We start from the raw sequence: 17463 nt of genomic DNA on the forward strand, positions 1-17463 counted from the left end.
AGCGTACGGACCTGCTGGAGGGTATAATTTCAGCAGGGAGATTCGAAGATGTTCAAACGATTTGCGAGATATTTTAAGCCGCATTGGAAGCTGATGGTGCTGGATCTGTTCTGTGCGTTCCTGGTGGGGCTGGCGGATGAGTTTATGCCGATGATTGTGCGCAACATGATCAATACCTATGTGCCGCAGGGCAACTGGGCGATGATGGTGCGCTGGAGCTGGGGACTCCTGGTCATTTATCTTGCGAAGCTTGGATTGAATCTTGTGATCAATTACTGGGGCCATATTATGGGCGTGCGTCTGCAGGCTGATATGCGCAGGGATCTGTTCCGTCATATTGAAGGTCTTCCGATCTCGTTCTTCGATGATCATAAGACCGGAAGCATCATGTCGCGGATCACCAATGATCTGCAGGAAATCAGTGAGATGGCGCACCATGGGCCGGAGAATATCTTTACGTCCGTAGTGATGCTGGTGGTGAGCGCCATCATGCTGGGAAGGATCAACGGGGCACTGACACTGATTGTGTACTGCTGTCTGCCGGTGGCAGTGGTTTTTGTGATTCTGATCCGCAAGGGACAACTGGAGGCATTTCGCCAGAACCGTGTGGAGATCGGTGAAATCAACGGTGAGACGGAGACGTCGATTGCCGGTGTGCGGGTGACGCGTGCCTATGATGAAGTGGACCGGGAAATGAAAAAATTCGACAGGGCCAATCAGCGCTACATCGCGGCCCGCTCGCGTTCCTATAAGTATCTGGCGGCGTTCAACTCGGGAATGATCTACTTTACGGACATGATGTATGTGGTGGTGATCATCTTCGGGGGCCGCTTCTATTTTCAGGGACGGATTACGGCAGGGGACTTTGTTGCCTATCTGCTGTATATCTCCATGTTCCTGACACCGATCAAGAAGCTTGTCGATACCTATGAGCAGATTGCGGACGGTATGAGCGGCTATGCCCGCTTTGAGGAGATCATGAATCTTCCGGAAGAAGAGGATGCGCCGGATGCGGTGGAGGTTGGACGCCTGAAGGGTACGATCGATTTCAAGGATGTTTCATTCCACTATCAGAGTCAGGAATCGAGTGGCCGCCATGTGATTTCGCATATGAACATGCATATTGAGGCGGGACATAATGAGGCGCTTGTCGGTCCCAGCGGCGGCGGGAAGACTACCATCTGCAATCTGATTCCGCGTTTCTATGAAATTGATTCGGGTGAGATCGCCATCGACGGCATTGATATCCGTCATATGACGCGCCGGTCACTGCGCCGCAATATCGGCATCGTTGCCCAGGATGTGTTTCTGTTCAATGGTACGGTGAAGGAGAATATCGCCTATGGCCGGCCGGATGCCAGTGATGAAGAAATCATTGAAGCGGCGAAGAAGGCGGACATTCATGAAGACATTCTCGCAATGCCGCATGGCTACGATACCAATGTCGGCGAGAGGGGTGTCCATCTGTCCGGGGGACAGAGGCAGCGCATCTCCATCGCCCGCGTCTTTCTGAAGAATCCGCAGATTTTAATTCTTGATGAGGCGACCTCGGCGCTGGACAATGCCACCGAGATGCTGATTCAGGGTCAGCTCGATGAGCTGAGCAAGGGCCGGACGGTGCTCGTGGTGGCGCACCGTCTGAGCACCATCCGGAAGGCGGATGAGATTCTTGTGATCACGAAGAACGGCATTCAGGAACGTGGTACGAGTGATCAGCTTCTGAAGCAGAAGGGGATGTATTATCAGCTCTACCAATATCAGTTCCCGGACCGGGTGGAAGATGCCAGTGTGCTATAATTGCTCCGTCAGACGAAAGGGAGGATTGTGATGCAGAAATGGTTCCGCTGTTTGCTGGCAGTCGTTCTGCTGAGCATATCCCTGAGCGGCTGTGCGGCAGTGAAGACGGAAGCTGCGTATTCGGTGTATCCGGTGGGCTATCTTCTTCAGAGGCTTGGCAGCGGTGTGATCACGGCGGAGTCGGTGCAGACGGATACGATTGTGCAGAAGGCGACGGTTGCGGATAACTATCAGGAGATTCTGGATCGTTCTGCGATCTTCTTCCATATCGGTCAGCTCGAGCCGTATCTGACGGTTTATGATCAGGAAATTGCGGCGCATGTGAGCAGTCAGCAGGATCTATCAATTCTGAACGCTGTGTATGACAATAAGCGCTATACGGAAGCGCTTCCGGGTGATTCTTCGCTGTTTGTCGAGTCGTCCTACTATGATGGTGAGATTTTTGACAGTATTGACATGGACAGTCAGGATCTGTATCTGTGGCTGGACCCGATTGCGATGCTGTCGATGGCAAAGAATGTACGTGACTGGCTGAAGCAGACGTATTCGGAATATTCTTCGGTGTTTGATACGAACTTTACGAGTCTGGAAACGGATCTGATCAATATTGATGCGCAGTATCAGGCACTTGCGACCAGCCTTGATACGAACAATCAGATGATCCGCTTTGTTTCGATGTCCAACAGTTTCGGCAGCTGGCAGAAGACGTATGGCTTTCAGGTGTATCCGGTGGTTCTTTCGAAGTACGGGGTTCTTCCGGACAGCCGGCAGCTGGCGGCGATTGAGGAACGGATCAAGACGGACGGCGTGAAATACATTGTGTATGAGCCGAATATGACGCAGGATATGATAGATCTGTTCAATCAGATTGAGACGGATCTTGGTCTGACACGGGTGGAGTTAAGCAACCTTTCGAGCCTTACGACTGATCAGGAAACGGAAGGCAGGGATTATGTTTCAATCATGTATGAGAATCTGAGTGTTCTGCAGTCCATGGTTGAGGATCGTCCTGAGGCTCCGTCATCTTCTTCAAGTGATGCGGGCGAGACAACAGAAACAACTGATGAATCCGCTGATATGGAAAGCGGTACAGACAGCCAGGCAGAAGGATAATCTGCAGAAACGGTATAGGTATTTATGGTAAAGGATTATTTCTCATTTGACACCATCCGTGACAGTGAGGGCAAAGTGATTTGCTACTATGTGACTGTCATTGGCACAATCGAGGCTGACGGTGTTGCAAGGGTCCGGACGGATCTGCGCAATGACGGCAGCGGGAAGATGGCATTCGGTCAGGTGACGGTTCGCGGCAGGGATCGCAAGGTTTCGACGATGCTGAGTGAAACCGGTGCCCGGGTACGTTCACATTCGACGGATATTGACGGGACGAGCGTTGATGTCATCTCCTATACGGCCAGTGACTGGCGTGCAGATGAGGCTTTTGAGTTTACAGAGGGGGACCGTGTTCTGGTGCAGGGCAAGGCATATCTGCGCAAGAACGAGCGGCGTCCGGAAGGGCGGCCGGAACTGTCCATTACGGCGACGGGTCTCTTCCTGCTGGGACATAAGAAGGAACAGAGACATACATCCATGTCCAAGCGGATGGGCATTGTTCCACAGAAAGACTGAGGAGCCTCCAGGGGCTTCTTTTTCTCATTCAGGAGGATATTGATATGAAAAAACTGCTGCTGGTAGACGGCAATTCGATGCTGTTCCGCGCCTATTATGCGACGGCTTACGGAACGAAGATGACGACGCCGGACGGATTGCCGACCAATGCGGTCTTCGGCTTTGCCAATATGATGCAGAAGGGCATCGATCTGGTGCATCCGAATGCGGTACTTGTCGCGTTTGATGCGGGTAAGCATACATTCCGCACCGATCTTTATGCGGATTATAAGGGTGGCCGCAAGCCGGCGCCGGATGATCTGGTGCCGCAGTTTGCAATGGCACGGGACTATCTGGATGCCTACCACATCCGCTGGAAGGAAATGGCCAACATCGAGGCGGATGATCTGATCGGCACGATGTCCAAGCAGGCGGCGGATTATGAGACGACAATCCTGACCAGTGACCGCGATCTTCTGCAGCTGGTGGATGATTCGACCCGGGTTCTTCTGATGAAAAAGGGTCTGACCGAGATGGATGAGATGACACCTCAGAAGGTCAAGGAAGCCTATGGCGTTACTCCGATCCAGATCATTGATCTCAAGGGACTGATGGGCGATGCGTCCGATAACTATCCGGGCATCCCGGGGGTTGGCGAAAAGACGGCTGTCAAGCTGATCAACACCTATGGCAGTGTGGAAGAAGTGCTTGCCCACGATCAGGAAATCAAAGGTGCTCTCGGAAAGAAGATTCAGGAGAATCATGACAAAGCGGAGCTTTCCAAGACACTGGCTACGATCAAGCGGGATGTGGATCTGGACTTTACGGCAGATGAGTGCAGCTTCCAGCCGACCTATAAGGCACTGGTTGCCTTCTTTCAGTCGCTTAACATGCGGATGCTGGCGTCACGGTATGAAAAACTTGCCGCCCGGGAGGCGACTGCCCCCAGCGCGGCAGCTGCCCCGGCAGAGATGCCCGGGCAGAAGGATGACGGTGCAGATGCTCAGGCAGCCAGTGTACAGAGCACTGCTGAAACGCATGCAAGGGTCACGGCCGTGCCTCAGAACTATCTGATACAGAAGCTGGCAGTTGCTGTGATCGATGATCGGGCACCGTTCTATGGTGCATCGCTGCGTGGAATTGCTCTGTCGAACGGGACGGATTCCTACTTTATTGGGGCGGAAGATGCTTTGAAGGATCGTGCACTGATCAATTATCTTGAAGATACGGCACATCAGAAGATCGGCTTCGATGCCAAGCGTGCGGTGCATGTGCTGCACAACGCGGACATTGAAGGCCATTTTGACGATGATGCGATGATTGCGGCTTCTCTGGCGGATGCGACGTTGACGAGTCCGGAAAAGATCTTTGCGGCGTATGGCTGTACGCCTTCGCCTTCCTATGAAGATGTGTATGGAACGGAAGCTCGTCCGAAGCTGGCGGATCCGGAAGCGGAGAAGGAGTATGGCTGTTCTTTGGCCAAAGGTCTATGGGATATCTTTGCCGGTGCGCGTGTAAAGGTCAGTGAGTATGGAATGGATGATCTTTATGCAAAGATCGAGATGCCTCTGACATGGATTCTTCTGGATATGGAGGATGCCGGCGTTATCTGCGACCGCAGCATTCTTCAGGGAATCAACAACGATATGACACAGCGGATGTCTGCTCTGGAGGCGAAGATCTATGACCGGGCGGGTCATACGTTCAACATCAACAGTCCCCGTCAGCTGGCAACCGTTCTTTATGATGAGCTTGGTCTGTACGGGGGAAAGAAGCGTTCTACCTCTGCGGATGTGCTTGAAAAGTACAAGCTTTCGGATCCGATCATTGCGGATATTCTGGATTACCGCAAGGCCGCAAAGATCCAGTCGACCTATGCGGAAGGGCTGCAGAAATATATTGCCGGTGACGGCAGAATTCATACGGTGTTCAACCAGTGCGCAACTTCGACGGGGAGACTTTCCTCCTCGGATCCCAATCTTCAGAACATCAGTGTCCGCGATGAAATGGGACGGGAAGTGCGCAAGGCGTTCCTGCCAAGCGAGGGATGTGTCCTTCTGAGCAGCGACTATCATCAGATCGAGCTGCGCATGCTTGCGAGCATGGCACACATTGATTCGATGATGGATGCCTTCAACAACAACATCGACGTTCATACCAAGACAGCGATGGATCTCTTCGGCAGAGAGAAGCCGGAGGATGTTACGCCCCAGGAGCGCCGGCGCGCCAAGACGGTCAACTTTGGCATCGTGTACGGCATCAGCGATTTCGGTCTGGCGGAGCAGCTGGGGGTCAGCCGCAAGGAGGCGGCGGACTTCATCGCCAGGTACTATGAAAAATACCCGGGCATCAAGACCTATATGGACAATGTTGTCGCGGACTGCGAGAAAAACGGCTATGTAACTACTGTATGCGGCCGCCGGCGTCCGATTCCGGAAGTCCACAGCAGCAATCATCAGGTTCGCGAGTTCGGCAAGCGGGCAGCCATGAATGCGCCGATTCAGGGATCGGCGGCGGATCTGATCAAGATCGCCATGATCCGCATCGATGAGGCCATGAAGAAGGCGGATGTTCGTTCGCGGCTGATACTTCAGGTGCATGATGAACTGATTTTCGATGTGCCGGAAGAGGAACTGGAACAGATGAAGCAGATCGTTACCGACGGTATGACGCATGCGATGAAGCTGAACGTTCCGCTGACGGTGGAATGTGCCAGCGGAAAATCGTGGTATGAGGCGAAGTGATGCCGGAACTTCCTGAAGTTGAAACTGTCGTTCGTACGCTGGAACATCAGATCAGGGACGCTGAAATTGAACGTGTAGATGTACGCTGGGCAAAGGTCATTGAGGGAATGGAACCGGATGCGTTTTGTTCGCGGCTGAGCGGTCAGCATTTCCGTACCTTCTCGAGACGTGGAAAGTATCTGCTGTTCGGCATGGATGACTGCTGGCTCATTGTGCATCTGCGCATGGAAGGAAAGTTTTATGTGCAGAAGGACAGCCGGGCGCCGTTGAACCGGCACATGCATGTGGTCTTTTATCTGAAGGACGGTCGGCAGCTGCGCTATCACGATACGCGCAAGTTCGGCCGGATGCGGATTATGCCTCTGGATACGGACTTTACACATTTTCATGAACTTGGTCCTGAGCCGTTTGACCCTGCCTTTACCGCCGCTTATATGCATGAATGGAAGAAGGGGAGAAGGGAGCCGGTCAAATCGTTACTGCTGGATCAGAGCTTTGTGGCAGGCATTGGCAATATCTATGCCGATGAAATCCTGGCGGCGAGTCATATCCGTCCGGGACGCAGCTGTGCCCGCCTGACCCGGAAGGAGGAAGCTGCCATCGTTGCAAATACGAAGACAATTCTGGCGGCGGCGATCGCGGCCGGCGGTACGACCATCCGCAGCTATACGTCTTCCCTTGGGGTTACGGGCCGGTTTCAGCTGTACTGCAGCGTACATGATCAGAAGGTGTGCCGCGTATGCGGTTCGCCCATCAAGGTGAAGAGGATCGGCGGCCGCAGTTCCTATTACTGCCCGAACTGCCAGAAATAGAAATCAAACAGTCTATGAAAACCTTTGGAATAACGGGAACCATCGGTTCCGGAAAATCTACTCTGAGCATTCTGCTGCGCCGGCGTCATCTGTCGGTGTTCAATGCGGATGTCTACAGCCGTACGGCGTTTCAGAAGACGGCAGCTCCCTATGCGGCTGTTGTGGATCGCTTTGGTACGTCCATTCTCGATGCCAATGGAGAAATTGACCGCAGGGCACTTGCCGGCGTTGTTTTCGCAGATGAAGAGAAACGTGTGGCGCTGGATGAAATCGTGCATCCCTATGTTAAGGAGGGACTGCTCCGGTTTCTCAATCATCATTCGGCTGATGCGCTTGTGTTTGCAGAGGTGCCGCTGTTGTTTGAAGCGGGATGGGAAGATCTTTTTGATAAGGTGATCGTCGTTACATGCGAGCGTGAAACCGCCATCCGGCGTCTGATGGAGGACCGCGATTTTACCCGTGAAGAAGCCGAGGCGCGTCTGTCACATCAGATTGATCCGTCGGTGCAGATTGCAAAAGCCGATGTGGTCTTTCATAATGATGGCAGCATCAAGGATCTGGATCGAGCCCTGGGGTCATGGCTGATGAAACAGCGGAAGGAGAGACATGGAACTGAACGTCGATGATTTCTACAGTGTGAAGGGTGATCCGACGATCAGCGAGGACAGCCTTGTGTCGCTGTGTCTTCTGTATCAGCCGATGATCGGCAGGGATGGTCTGGCTCTGTATCTGACGCTGTATGCACAGTCTTCCCAGGATGCGCTGGAATCGAATTTCCGTCAGCTGAGTGCACTTTTGGACATGGATATCGACGGGATTGAGAAGGCAATGATCCGTCTTGAGGAATTTCATCTTCTCCGTACCTTCAGCAAGCCGAAGAAGGGGGATCGTACCCTGTATCTGTTTGCACTGGAAGTGCCGCTTTCGACGGCATTATTTCTGGGCAACCGGACATGGGTTGGGCTGTATGAGCAGGCGGCGGATTCTTCGCTTGCGGCAAAGACGCTGCAGCTTCTTTCGAAACACGGCGTTGATCATTCCTTTGAGGAAGTGACGCACCCGGTGCGCTATGGGGATGCGCTGACAAAGGTGCGGCCGCAGAAGGAGGAAAGTGCGGTCGATGAAGTGTTTGCGGGCGGTGATCAGCAGATCAACTTTGACTATGAACGGTTTCTGGAGACGACAACTCCGCTGGTGTTTCCTACAGCTCTGAGGACACGTTCAAGGATGCGCCTGATCGGCCAGCTGGCAACAGTGTACGGGATTTCGGTGGACCGGATGCGGATTCTGGTAGGCAAAGCGGTGGATCCTGAGAAGGAAATCTTTGATGAGGAGAAGCTTCGTTTCCTTGCGGCAAGAGAGAAACCGACCGTTACGTCTGCGGCGGATCCCTACAGCCTTCCTCCTCTTTCGTTTCTGCAGTCAAAGATGAACGGTGCGGCGGTTCCGCTGGTGGATCGCAGGCTGCTGGAACATCTTGCGGTGGATATGCATTTTTCGTCGGAAGTCATCAATATTCTGATTGAATACGTTCTCTCCGTTTCCAATAACAAGCTGGTGCCCAAGTTTGTTGATATGGTTGCCGGCGAGTGGGCAAGAGACGGGGTATCGAGTCGGGAAGCGGCACTGGCCGAGCGCAATAAGAAGAATGAATCGCGGCGCAGCCGTACGGAGGTGCTGCCGGCCTATTATTATGAGCAGAAGGACGATGCTCAGCCGCAGACAAACAGTGAGGAGGACTTTGCCCGTATTGACCGCAAGGCTCTGCTTGAGGAAATGCGGCGGGCAGCTGAAGAAAAATGATCAAAGCTGAATTCAATGTTCCGCGTCCGACGGAAGAAGAGGAAACAAGGACCCGGCAGCTGATTGCGCAGCTGGAGGGCAATGAGGATATTCAGCAGCTTCTGCGGCAGCAGAACATTCCGGCAGAACTGCTGAAACAGAGGCCCTATGTGTTTTCTTCGTGGCTGAAAAAACGTCTGCACTGTCACGGGTGCAAGGGTCTGAACACCTGTTTCTTTGCGCGCCGCGGCTTTAGAGATGGGCTCAGGTATGATGACGGCCTGCTTCTGGAAGTTGTTGAAGCATGCTCGTATGAAGAAGAACGCAGGAGTGCGCAGGCACATCTTTCGAACTATCTGGTTTCGGATCTTGGTGAGGAGTTTTCGACGGTATCCTTTGAGTCGATTTTTCTGGACGAGGAGCCGGATGCGTATGTCGCTGCGGTGCAGAAGGTATGGGGCCTGTGCGCAGGTGGAAAGGGCTGCTATCTCTGGGGCGCAATGGGCAGCGGGAAGACCTATCTTGCGGCATGTGCGTCCAATTTCTGGGCAAGAAAGGGAAAGAAGACCGCCTTCGTCCATATGCCCGCCTTTGCGGGAAGAGTCGGCTATGACTATCACAGCCGTGAATATGAGGGCGAGGTGCAGCTGCTGATGTATGCGGATGTGCTGGTGCTGGATGATATCGGTGCGGAAGAATGTACGGATAAGTTCCGCAGTGTTCTTCTGAGCATTCTTGATGCAAGAATGCGCAACGGGAAGATGACATGGTTTACAAGCAACTGTGATTATCCGGCGCTGAGCAGCCATTATCTGAACACGGCGCAGGGCAGCGACCGTCTGCAGGCAGACCGGGTGATGGAGCGTGTGCGGGCGCTGGGGCAGCCGGTGAATCTGCGGCATGCGGACCGGCGGCAGCTGTTTTCAACGCGTCAATGAGGCCAATGCGTATCTTTCAACGGCGTTGAAAGAATGATAGGATTATCGTGAAAGAAGGGGTCAGTTTATGATTCGTAAGATCGGAATTCTGACGTCCGGCGGTGATGCGCCGGGAATGAATGCGGCAATCCGCTCAGTAACGCGGGTGGCCCTGAATAATGGCATTGAAGTGGTCGGTGTGCGGGATGGTTATTCCGGATTGCTTGAGAAGAAGTTTGAGCCTTTGACGCGTACGTCGGTTTCGGATTCACTGAGCCGCGGCGGTACGCTGCTGGGATCGGCCCGTCTTCCGGAGTTCAAGGAAGAAAGTGTTCAGAATGAGTGCATGGACCATATGCGTGAGGCCGGCATTGATGCGCTGGTTGTCATCGGCGGTGATGGTTCGTATCGCGGTGCTATGGCGATGACGAAGAAGGGCATCAACTGCATTGGTCTGCCGGGTACGATCGATAACGATATTCCGGGTACGGATTTTACAATCGGATTTGATACGGCACTGCAGACGTGCGTGGAGTGCGTCGATAAACTGCGTGATACGTCGAGTTCGCATCATCGCTGCTCGATTGTCGAGGTCATGGGCAACCACTGCGGTGATCTGGCACTGTATACGGCAATCAGCTGCGGCGCAGAGATGGTCATTACACCGGAGACGGGCTACGATGAGGTTGAGGTTCTGGAGCGTCTGCGGTATCTGGGCGAGGCGGTTCACAAGAACCATGCGATCGTGATCATTTCGGAAAAGATTACGGATGTTGACATGCTCGCAAAGAAGGTGAGTCAGAATACCGGTTTCTCGGGCAGGGCGACGGTTCTTGGTCATATTCAGCGCGGCGGTTCGCCGACGCCGACGGACCGTATGCTTGCGAGCCGGATGGGTGAGAAGGCTGTGGATCTTCTGATTGAAGGAATCGGTGGTCAGTGTGTTGGCATCATTGACAACCAGATTACGTCGATGCCGATTGATGAGGCGCTGAATCGTCCGCGTACTTCGCGCAAGCCTTTGTACCGTTTGTTTGATCGTCTGGTGTGATTGTTTTGACGTCCGGTATTCATGTGCCGGACGTTTTCTGAAGCTTTACAATGCTGAAGCAGACAATTGCGGAATTTGCGGTAGAATAGTGCGGGTGAAATGAGAGGAGATAGTATATGACAGCTGAGTTGATGAATCGCAATCACCTGTTCAAGAAGACGAAGGTGATCTGCACGATCGGTCCGGCGACGGATAACGAGGAGATGATTACGAAGCTTGCGGAAGCAGGCATGAATATTGCGCGCCTGAACTTTTCACACGGGACGCATGAGGAACATGAGAAGCGGATCAAGATGATCCGCAAGGTTTCGGAAGAGACCGGCATTACGCTGGCAATCTGCCTGGATACCAAGGGGCCGGAGATCCGTCTGGGCAGTTTCAAGAATGATACGGAAGAGTATCAGAAGGGTGAGATTGTCTACCTGGAGAAGGCGGATATTGAGGGGACGCATGAGCGTTTCCACATTCAGTGCCCGGAGCTGTTCGATGATCTTCATGCGAACAACAGCATTCTGATCAACGATGGCAAGATGCGTCTGACGGTTCTGGAGAATGATGGTCAGGAGATGAAGTGCCGCGTGGAAGTCAGCGGTCCGATCAGCTCTCACAAGGGCTGCAATGTTCCGGGTGTGAGGCTTTCGATGCCGTTCCTTTCGGAAAAGGATATTTCGGATCTGCGCTTCGGGTGCCGCAACGATGTTGACTTCATTTCGGCTTCGTTCGTGCGCCGGGCGGCGGATGTCAATGCGATCCGCAAGATTCTGATCGAGGAAGGCAAACCGAAGATCAACATCATCGCGAAGATTGAGAACCAGGAAGGCTATGACAATGTGGAGTCGATTCTGGAGGCTGCGGATGGTGTGATGGTTGCACGTGGTGATCTCGGCGTTGAGATTCCGACCCAGCTGGTTCCGGTGTATCAGAAGCACATCATTGCGGTTGCCAACCGCATGGGCAAGCCGGTTGTGACGGCAACGCATATGCTGGATTCGATGACGCACAATCCGCGCTGCACGCGTGCAGAGGCTTCGGATGTGTGCAACGCTGTTCTGGATGGTACGGACTGCGTGATGCTCAGTGCGGAAACGGCTTCGGGCGAATATCCGATTGAGTCGTGCGAGATGATGAGTGAGATTGCCGAGGAGGCGGAGAAGATTCTGCCGTACCGCGACATTCTTGAAAAGTCCAAACAGTCGGGCAACCGGACGATCCAGGATGCTGTCGGTATTGCGATTTCGGATGCGTCGCAGACACTGGACAATGTCGGTGCAGTCGTAGTCTTTACGCAGGGTGGTACGACAGCCCGCCGTATTTCCAAGTTCCGGCCGTGTGTTCCGATTCTTGCAATCACGTTTACGCATGATACGCAGCGCAAGCTTCTCGATTGGTGGGGTGTGACGCCGATCTTCTCTGATGTGCAGAACACGATGACCAACGATGATGATCTGGCCTGCCTGTTTGCGAAGGAATACGGTGTGAAGCCGGGTCAGCTGATCATTCTTTCGGCCGGCTATCCTACGGGCGAAGGTTCGGCGAACATGATGAAGATCATCCAGGTCAAGTAATCCGCAACCGTCGAACAAATATCAATACAGAAAATGAGGCAGAAGCGGGCATTATGCTTGACATAATCCGCTGGCTGCCTCATTTTTTCTTGACTTTGAATGGAAAAATACTAAAAATAGTAAAAGTTAAAGGAAAAGCGCATGAAGAACATGAATCTGACATCGTTATCTATGAGCTTATGTAACTGTATGTGTACGGTGCCTTTCGGTGTGCGCAATTCCATCTGAGCATTTTCTTCTGTGACATGGATGGATCGGGGCGGATGCGCACGCTGAACAGGCTTGTGCATCCGTTTTATATTCCGCCGTTTTCTTAAGGAGGACAGGAAAATGAAGATTCCCATGCATTATCAGACAAGTGAATTTGACTGCGGTCCTACGACGCTTCTGAATGCGCTGATCTTTCTCTTTGAGCGCAAGCAGGTTGGCCAGGAAGTGTTCCGCAAGGTTTATACGACGACGCTGGACGGCTATGCGACCAATGGCCGCGTGTGCTCCAACTACGGGACGAGCGATGATGCGATGATCGGATTTGCGCACTGGGCTGAAGATGCCTATGGCGTCAGGACCAAGGTTCTGCAGGGAAAGGATGTCGTTCTGGAAAGCGGCAGTGATATTGAAAAGGGACTGATGAACGGGGAAGCCGTCATTGCCAAGGTACATATCCATGAGCCGCATTATGTTCTCTTTACCAAAGCGGATCCGAAGAAGCAGCTTCTGTATCTCTTTGATCCGTACTATCGTGAGCGTCCTTTTTCGAAGCCGGATATTACCTGGACCCGGGATCATCCGAAAGAATATAACGTTGTGATTCCCTATTCCTATATCAACCGCAGAGGTTCTACCTACTATGCCTTCGGCAGGAAGGAGGAGCGTCTGTGCATCCTGATGGGGAAGGGCAGCGATAAGAACTGATCGAACAGCCCATTCAGTATTTACATGCATGATGCAGTGAATAAAAAAGAAGCCCGGCCATGCGCCGGGCTTTTGCGTGTCTGTTCAACGGCCCCAGACTTCTTCGGCGATTTCCTTAACCAGTCTGAGCTTTGCCCACTGCTGTTCTTCCGTGAGCTTATTGCCGATTTCACAGGAGGCGAAGCCGCATTGCGGTGAGAGACAGAGACGGTCCAGCGGAAGGTACTTTGCGGCTGCTGCGATTCGTTCTTTGACCGCTTCCTTATCTTCCAGTACCGGTGATTTGGTGGTAATCAGGCCGAGGACGACCTTCTTATTGCCGGATACGTCGGCAAGCGGTTCGAAGCCGCCGCTGCGCTCATCATCAAATTCAAGATAGAAGGCGTTGACATTTTCTTTGGCAAACAGGGTACGCGAGACAGCGGTATAGGCACCCCGGTTGGCAAAGGTGCTGTGATAGTTTCCGCGGCAGACATGCGTATTGATCACCATATCGGAGGGATGGCCCTCGAGGCAGGCGTTGTTCAGGGCGAGGTGGACGCGCTTTACTTCTTCCAGGCCCTTGCGGTCAGTGCCAAAGAAATTGCCGGCATTGGGATCGACGATCATGCCCCAGGTGCAGTCATCAAACTGCAGGTTGCGGCAGCCGGCGTCATAGAACTGCTGGATAACGGTGTGGTAGGCCGCCGTCAGATCGCTGCACAGCTCATCAACGGAACGGTAGTATTTCTCGGAGTTGGAACGGGCAAAGGGCATCCACATCTGGGCCAGAAACTGGGCCGGCGCCGGGATCGTCTGCTTGACGACTGTGTTTTCATCTTCGAACTGCTTCATAAAGCGGAAGTGCTCGACAAAGGGATGCGTGCCGGTAAGGGCAACCTTTCCGGTGAGATAGGTATCGTCAATCATGGCCTGCTCGCCAACGAAGGGAAGGCCGGTTTGAGTTGTATGGTGGCCGACACCGTCAAATCCCCACATGAAGTCAAGGTGCCATGCCTGGCGGCGGAATTCACCATCGGTGATGGCGTGGAAGCCGAGCTCCTTTTCCTTCCTGACAAGATCCCGGATACATTCGTCTTCGACTTCTGTCAGCTGCTGGCGGGTAATCGTACCGGTGTGGTACTGGTCTCTTGCCTTGCGCAGCTTCTCGGGGCGGAGAAAGGATCCGACAAAATCGTAGTGAAACGGTGTATAGAGCTGTGACATAAGTCCTCCTGCTGTTTGAACAATACTGGTTCAAGTATACGGCATGAAGGCTGAAAACCTGAGCACTTTGTCCATGGAAACGGGACACATAAGCCTGCTGTATGAAACAGAATCCTGGCAGCCGGATTTGCTAATTGATAATTAGTTGTTTGAAAAAATATTTATTAAAAACCTGATGTCATCTTCTGCGAATGCATAAAAATACCTTTGCTAAGCCTCTTTTATCATGAATTTATGAATCATAAATAATTAGCACTCAGCTATTGACAGTGCTAAAAACTTGGCTATTATTATGGGTGTAACAAGAAAGAGGATCGAGATGAGAAGTAAGAACCAGGATCCTCAATGGAGGTAAAAGTTATGGCATTCTATCCTGAAAGAAGAACAGTGTTTGATGATCTGATTGATGATGTGTTTGATTTCCCGACTGTTCATGGTCCGGCATTCGGTTCACTGATGAAGACGGATGTTCATGAGAAGGACGGGCTCTATACGCTTGACATTGATCTGCCGGGCTTCCGGAAGGAAGATATCAAGATCAGCCTGGAGAATGGCAATCTGACAGTTTCTGCAGAGCACCACGATTCCAAGGAAGATAAGGATGCGAAGGGTTCCATCATTCGTCAGGAACGTTATTCCGGCAGCGCAAGCCGCAGCTGGTACGTGGGCGATCAGGTGAAGAAGGAAGACATCCATGCGTCCTTCAAGGACGGCATTCTCACGGTCACTCTGCCGAGTGAAGAAAAGAAGACGGAAGAAGAGACCAAGTATATCGACATTCTGTAATGCAGGAATGCTGAAAGGAGATGTTGAATATGAAATATACACCTGTTAGAAGAGAATTTGATGATCTGTTCGATGATGACTGGTTCGGTGCCTTCGGCGGAAAGCAGCTGATGCGCACAGACGTCCGCGAAAAGGACGGTAAGTATTTCCTTGATATTGAACTCCCTGGCTACAAGAAGGAAGAAGTCAAGGTTCAGCTCTCCAACGGTACCCTGACGGTAACCGCTGCTCACAATGAATCCAGCGAAGAAAAGGATAAGAAAGGCAATGTCATTCGGCAGGAGCGTTACACCGGTAATGCAAGCCGCAGCTGGTATGTGGGCGATGGCGTGAAGCAGAGTGATGTTCACGCAAACTTCAAGGATGGCGTTCTCACGATCGAGGTTCCGGACGCATCCAAGGCAGTGAAGGAACCTGAATATATTGCAATCGAATAAACACAATCCCCCTTTATCCAGGAGCCGGAAATCCCGGCTCTTTTTTTGCTTTTTTCGTTAACCCTTAATGCCTGTTTCACTGCCGATGCCGTTTACAAACCACTTCTGTGTAAAGGCGAACATCAGCAGCAGCGGCAGAATAAAGAGCTGGACATACCGATGTTCATGGAACGTGGTGAGGCATACTTTTTTTGCTTGTTGATTATGCGCTGCCTCAGTTATGAACAATAATGGTTGTTTCATTGTCGAAGATTTTTTCGTCCAATTCATTCTGTGTCCACACCTTCTCTTCATGAGTCTTTTTGATCCTTTCACTAATTATGGAAATATTCGTCACTTCTTTAGCTTTCAGTTGACTAAATCCAAAGAACGATTCTTGGGCAAATTGACCCGAGATTGGATAGTTCTTAGCGCGCATTGCCTTGCAATGCATCTAAATTTATAATGATATCAGCGTTTTCATAACGGAAAGGCAGACAGATATCATGGCTGAAACCAGAAACTATACCATTCGTTTAGATGAAGATTTAAGAAAGAAGCTCGAAGAAGAGGCTAAGGCAGATAACCGCACTCTAGCTAATCTTATTACTCTGATTCTTCAGAAGCATGTAGCTAAGAAGGAGAAGAAATGACAGAGTTAAAGGTATTATCTTTGCCATATTCCTGTAGAACGGATGAATGGCTGTATTACAAGGAAACCAGGAAAGTAATACAACTATTGGTCAATGATCATATGGAGCCTGCAGATATCAAGAAGCTGAATAAAGAGCAGAACATTTTTAATGCGGTTACTGCAAGGCACAGCAACGATATTTGCATTGCTGTATTAAGAAGAATTGCGAGTACTGATGATGATTTCCGCAGAATGTTTCTTGAAAAGGATGTGGATACACAGAAAGTGATGTGCGTCATGATGATTATGCTGACAAATCATACCTTCTACGATTTCATGGATCATATATATAAGGAAAAGCTGATCCTGAATGATAATCATCTGACCAGAGCAGAAGTTCTCTCGTTTATGCATGAATTGCAGAACAGGGATGATAAGGCTTCTAAATGGATTGATAAAAGCATTAAGAAATTTGTGGGAGTAATTCTCAGCATTTTGTCAGAAGCAGGAATGATTGCACGGGATGGAAAGGATTATCAGATTCGTCGGCCGATTCTAACAGCAGATGTCGTCGATCTTTTAAAGTCATCGGGCTTACAGCAAATCTATAACATGCTTTTGGGGGAACGCTCATGAGAACGATTGAAGAACGACTCGATATTCTGGAACAAAAAATCCAGTCGGAAGATTTTAGAAAGAATACCGGACTTGGAAATGAAGTCGGTTACTATGTGTTTGACTATGATCCAAGTCAGGAATTGACTGTCCGGACGCGTGTCAAGAAGTTGCAGGAGACTAATACAGAAAAGAAGTTTGGCTATGAACTTATTGTATATGATCTCTATGAATTGATGCTGAAGCTGATTCAGGAAGATGATGAATATGATGATTTAAAGGAGATGGAAGAGGAAGAGGGAACAGATTACATCTTCACTTCTATTCAGCAGGAACTGAACTTTGATGATGAAAACAGCATCATGATTCAGTACATCATGGAACATACTCCGGATGATGCGGTTGTGTTTCTGACAGGGGTAGGTAAATGCTTTCCGATTCTAAGATCTCATAAAATTTTGAATAATTTGCACCAGCAGATGGATCACTGCCCAGTAGTAATGTTTTTCCCTGGCGTATATAACGGGAACTCATTGCGTATATTCGGAGAAATTAAAGACGACAACTATTACAGAGCATTTCCACTGGTAGAAAGATAATTAAAGAAGGTACACA

The 17463-nt window shown here is 51.1% G+C and carries 18 protein-coding genes; 16 read left to right on the forward strand and 2 right to left on the reverse strand.

The annotated features are described in order from the left end of the window. Positions 1-48 precede the first annotated feature (48 nt). From C1714_RS08115 to C1714_RS08165, 11 genes are all read left to right on the forward strand, one after another. On the forward strand, positions 49-1797 hold the full coding sequence (locus tag C1714_RS08115) for an ABC transporter ATP-binding protein (RefSeq protein ID WP_102342709.1): 1749 nt from the start codon (positions 49-51) through the stop codon (positions 1795-1797). Between the two features lie 30 nt (positions 1798-1827). Then, the gene (locus C1714_RS08120; protein ID WP_102342710.1) at positions 1828-2910 is read left to right on the forward strand and encodes a metal ABC transporter solute-binding protein, Zn/Mn family; all 1083 of its coding nucleotides are present in this window, start codon (positions 1828-1830) and stop codon (positions 2908-2910) included. A gap of 24 nt (positions 2911-2934) precedes the next feature. Continuing rightward, entirely contained in the window at positions 2935-3426 is a 492-nt protein-coding gene (locus tag C1714_RS08125; protein ID WP_102342711.1) for a hypothetical protein, read from the forward strand. Positions 3427-3470: 44 nt separating this feature from the next. Further along, a complete protein-coding gene (gene polA, locus C1714_RS08130) occupies positions 3471-6149 on the forward strand; it encodes a DNA polymerase I (protein ID WP_102342712.1) in 2679 nt (892 codons plus the stop codon). Continuing rightward, positions 6149-6961, forward strand: coding sequence for a bifunctional DNA-formamidopyrimidine glycosylase/DNA-(apurinic or apyrimidinic site) lyase (mutM, locus tag C1714_RS08135; protein WP_102342713.1), 813 nt, complete (start codon positions 6149-6151; stop codon positions 6959-6961). The genes polA and mutM overlap by 1 nt, the downstream gene beginning before the upstream one ends. 14 nt (positions 6962-6975) lie before the next feature. After that, positions 6976-7587 (forward strand): dephospho-CoA kinase, encoded by a 612-nt coding sequence (gene coaE, locus C1714_RS08140; RefSeq protein WP_167849983.1) that lies wholly within the window; start codon positions 6976-6978, stop codon positions 7585-7587. Then, positions 7568-8764 (forward strand): DnaD domain protein, encoded by a 1197-nt coding sequence (locus tag C1714_RS08145; RefSeq protein WP_102342714.1) that lies wholly within the window; start codon positions 7568-7570, stop codon positions 8762-8764. The genes coaE and C1714_RS08145 overlap by 20 nt, the downstream gene beginning before the upstream one ends. After that, on the forward strand, positions 8761-9681 hold the full coding sequence (zapE, locus tag C1714_RS08150) for an AFG1/ZapE family ATPase (protein WP_102342715.1): 921 nt from the start codon (positions 8761-8763) through the stop codon (positions 9679-9681). Before C1714_RS08145 ends, zapE begins: the two co-directional genes overlap by 4 nt. A 67-nt stretch (positions 9682-9748) precedes the next feature. Further along, on the forward strand, positions 9749-10711 hold the full coding sequence (gene pfkA, locus C1714_RS08155; protein WP_102342716.1) for a 6-phosphofructokinase: 963 nt from the start codon (positions 9749-9751) through the stop codon (positions 10709-10711). Positions 10712-10827: 116 nt separating this feature from the next. Then, complete coding sequence (gene pyk, locus C1714_RS08160) at positions 10828-12276, forward strand: pyruvate kinase (protein ID WP_245305082.1); 1449 nt, start codon at positions 10828-10830, stop codon at positions 12274-12276. Positions 12277-12606: 330 nt separating this feature from the next. Then, entirely contained in the window at positions 12607-13191 is a 585-nt protein-coding gene (locus C1714_RS08165) for a C39 family peptidase (RefSeq protein WP_102342717.1), read from the forward strand. An 84-nt stretch (positions 13192-13275) separates the two neighbouring features. Here the strand turns inward: C1714_RS08165 and C1714_RS08170 are convergent, their stop codons facing one another. Then, complete coding sequence (locus tag C1714_RS08170; protein WP_102342718.1) at positions 13276-14397, reverse strand: 5-methyltetrahydropteroyltriglutamate--homocysteine S-methyltransferase; 1122 nt, start codon at positions 14395-14397, stop codon at positions 13276-13278. A gap of 360 nt (positions 14398-14757) precedes the next feature. Here C1714_RS08170 and C1714_RS08175 point away from each other — a divergent pair, with 360 nt between their 5' ends. After that, positions 14758-15183 (forward strand): Hsp20/alpha crystallin family protein, encoded by a 426-nt coding sequence (locus C1714_RS08175; RefSeq protein WP_167849984.1) that lies wholly within the window; start codon positions 14758-14760, stop codon positions 15181-15183. Positions 15184-15212: 29 nt separating this feature from the next. Further along, on the forward strand, positions 15213-15620 hold the full coding sequence (locus C1714_RS08180; protein ID WP_102342720.1) for an Hsp20/alpha crystallin family protein: 408 nt from the start codon (positions 15213-15215) through the stop codon (positions 15618-15620). Positions 15621-15677: 57 nt separating this feature from the next. On the opposite strand, the gene C1714_RS14255 is transcribed toward C1714_RS08180, so the two are convergent. Beyond that, complete coding sequence (locus C1714_RS14255) at positions 15678-15863, reverse strand: hypothetical protein (protein WP_210115279.1); 186 nt, start codon at positions 15861-15863, stop codon at positions 15678-15680. 242 nt (positions 15864-16105) lie between these two features. Between C1714_RS14255 and C1714_RS08195 the strand changes: the two genes are divergently transcribed. The 3 genes from C1714_RS08195 to C1714_RS08205 are packed head-to-tail and all read left to right on the forward strand — an operon-like array spanning position 16106 to position 17447. Beyond that, positions 16106-16252 (forward strand): ribbon-helix-helix domain-containing protein, encoded by a 147-nt coding sequence (locus tag C1714_RS08195; RefSeq protein WP_102342722.1) that lies wholly within the window; start codon positions 16106-16108, stop codon positions 16250-16252. Beyond that, positions 16249-16869 (forward strand): DUF1819 family protein, encoded by a 621-nt coding sequence (locus C1714_RS08200; RefSeq protein ID WP_102342723.1) that lies wholly within the window; start codon positions 16249-16251, stop codon positions 16867-16869. The genes C1714_RS08195 and C1714_RS08200 overlap by 4 nt, the downstream gene beginning before the upstream one ends. Then, complete coding sequence (locus tag C1714_RS08205) at positions 16866-17447, forward strand: DUF1788 domain-containing protein (protein ID WP_102342724.1); 582 nt, start codon at positions 16866-16868, stop codon at positions 17445-17447. Before C1714_RS08200 ends, C1714_RS08205 begins: the two co-directional genes overlap by 4 nt. The last annotated feature ends 16 nt before the right edge of the window (positions 17448-17463 follow it).

This window comes from Galactobacillus timonensis (genome assembly GCF_900240265.1).
Lineage (GTDB): Bacteria > Bacillota_I > Bacilli_A > Erysipelotrichales > Erysipelotrichaceae > Bulleidia > Bulleidia timonensis.

Bases quoted from the DNA above. Each gene is read 5' to 3' on its own strand.
- C1714_RS08120 (WP_102342710.1), top strand. From the start codon at position 1,828: ATGCAGAAATGGTTCCGCTGTTTGCTGGCAGTCGTTCTGCTGAGCATA.
- C1714_RS08200 (WP_102342723.1), top strand. From the start codon at position 16,249: ATGACAGAGTTAAAGGTATTATCTTTGCCATATTCCTGTAGAACGGAT.
- C1714_RS08165 (WP_102342717.1), top strand. From the start codon at position 12,607: ATGAAGATTCCCATGCATTATCAGACAAGTGAATTTGACTGCGGTCCT.
- mutM (WP_102342713.1), top strand. From the start codon at position 6,149: ATGCCGGAACTTCCTGAAGTTGAAACTGTCGTTCGTACGCTGGAACAT.
- C1714_RS08175 (WP_167849984.1), top strand. From the start codon at position 14,758: ATGGCATTCTATCCTGAAAGAAGAACAGTGTTTGATGATCTGATTGAT.
- C1714_RS08170 (WP_102342718.1), bottom strand. From the start codon at position 14,397: ATGTCACAGCTCTATACACCGTTTCACTACGATTTTGTCGGATCCTTT.
- C1714_RS08195 (WP_102342722.1), top strand. From the start codon at position 16,106: ATGGCTGAAACCAGAAACTATACCATTCGTTTAGATGAAGATTTAAGA.
- coaE (WP_167849983.1), top strand. From the start codon at position 6,976: ATGAAAACCTTTGGAATAACGGGAACCATCGGTTCCGGAAAATCTACT.
- polA (WP_102342712.1), top strand. From the start codon at position 3,471: ATGAAAAAACTGCTGCTGGTAGACGGCAATTCGATGCTGTTCCGCGCC.
- C1714_RS08115 (WP_102342709.1), top strand. From the start codon at position 49: ATGTTCAAACGATTTGCGAGATATTTTAAGCCGCATTGGAAGCTGATG.
- C1714_RS08125 (WP_102342711.1), top strand. From the start codon at position 2,935: ATGGTAAAGGATTATTTCTCATTTGACACCATCCGTGACAGTGAGGGC.
- C1714_RS08205 (WP_102342724.1), top strand. From the start codon at position 16,866: ATGAGAACGATTGAAGAACGACTCGATATTCTGGAACAAAAAATCCAG.
- C1714_RS08145 (WP_102342714.1), top strand. From the start codon at position 7,568: ATGGAACTGAACGTCGATGATTTCTACAGTGTGAAGGGTGATCCGACG.
- zapE (WP_102342715.1), top strand. From the start codon at position 8,761: ATGATCAAAGCTGAATTCAATGTTCCGCGTCCGACGGAAGAAGAGGAA.
- C1714_RS14255 (WP_210115279.1), bottom strand. From the start codon at position 15,863: ATGAAACAACCATTATTGTTCATAACTGAGGCAGCGCATAATCAACAA.
- pfkA (WP_102342716.1), top strand. From the start codon at position 9,749: ATGATTCGTAAGATCGGAATTCTGACGTCCGGCGGTGATGCGCCGGGA.
- C1714_RS08180 (WP_102342720.1), top strand. From the start codon at position 15,213: ATGAAATATACACCTGTTAGAAGAGAATTTGATGATCTGTTCGATGAT.
- pyk (WP_245305082.1), top strand. From the start codon at position 10,828: ATGACAGCTGAGTTGATGAATCGCAATCACCTGTTCAAGAAGACGAAG.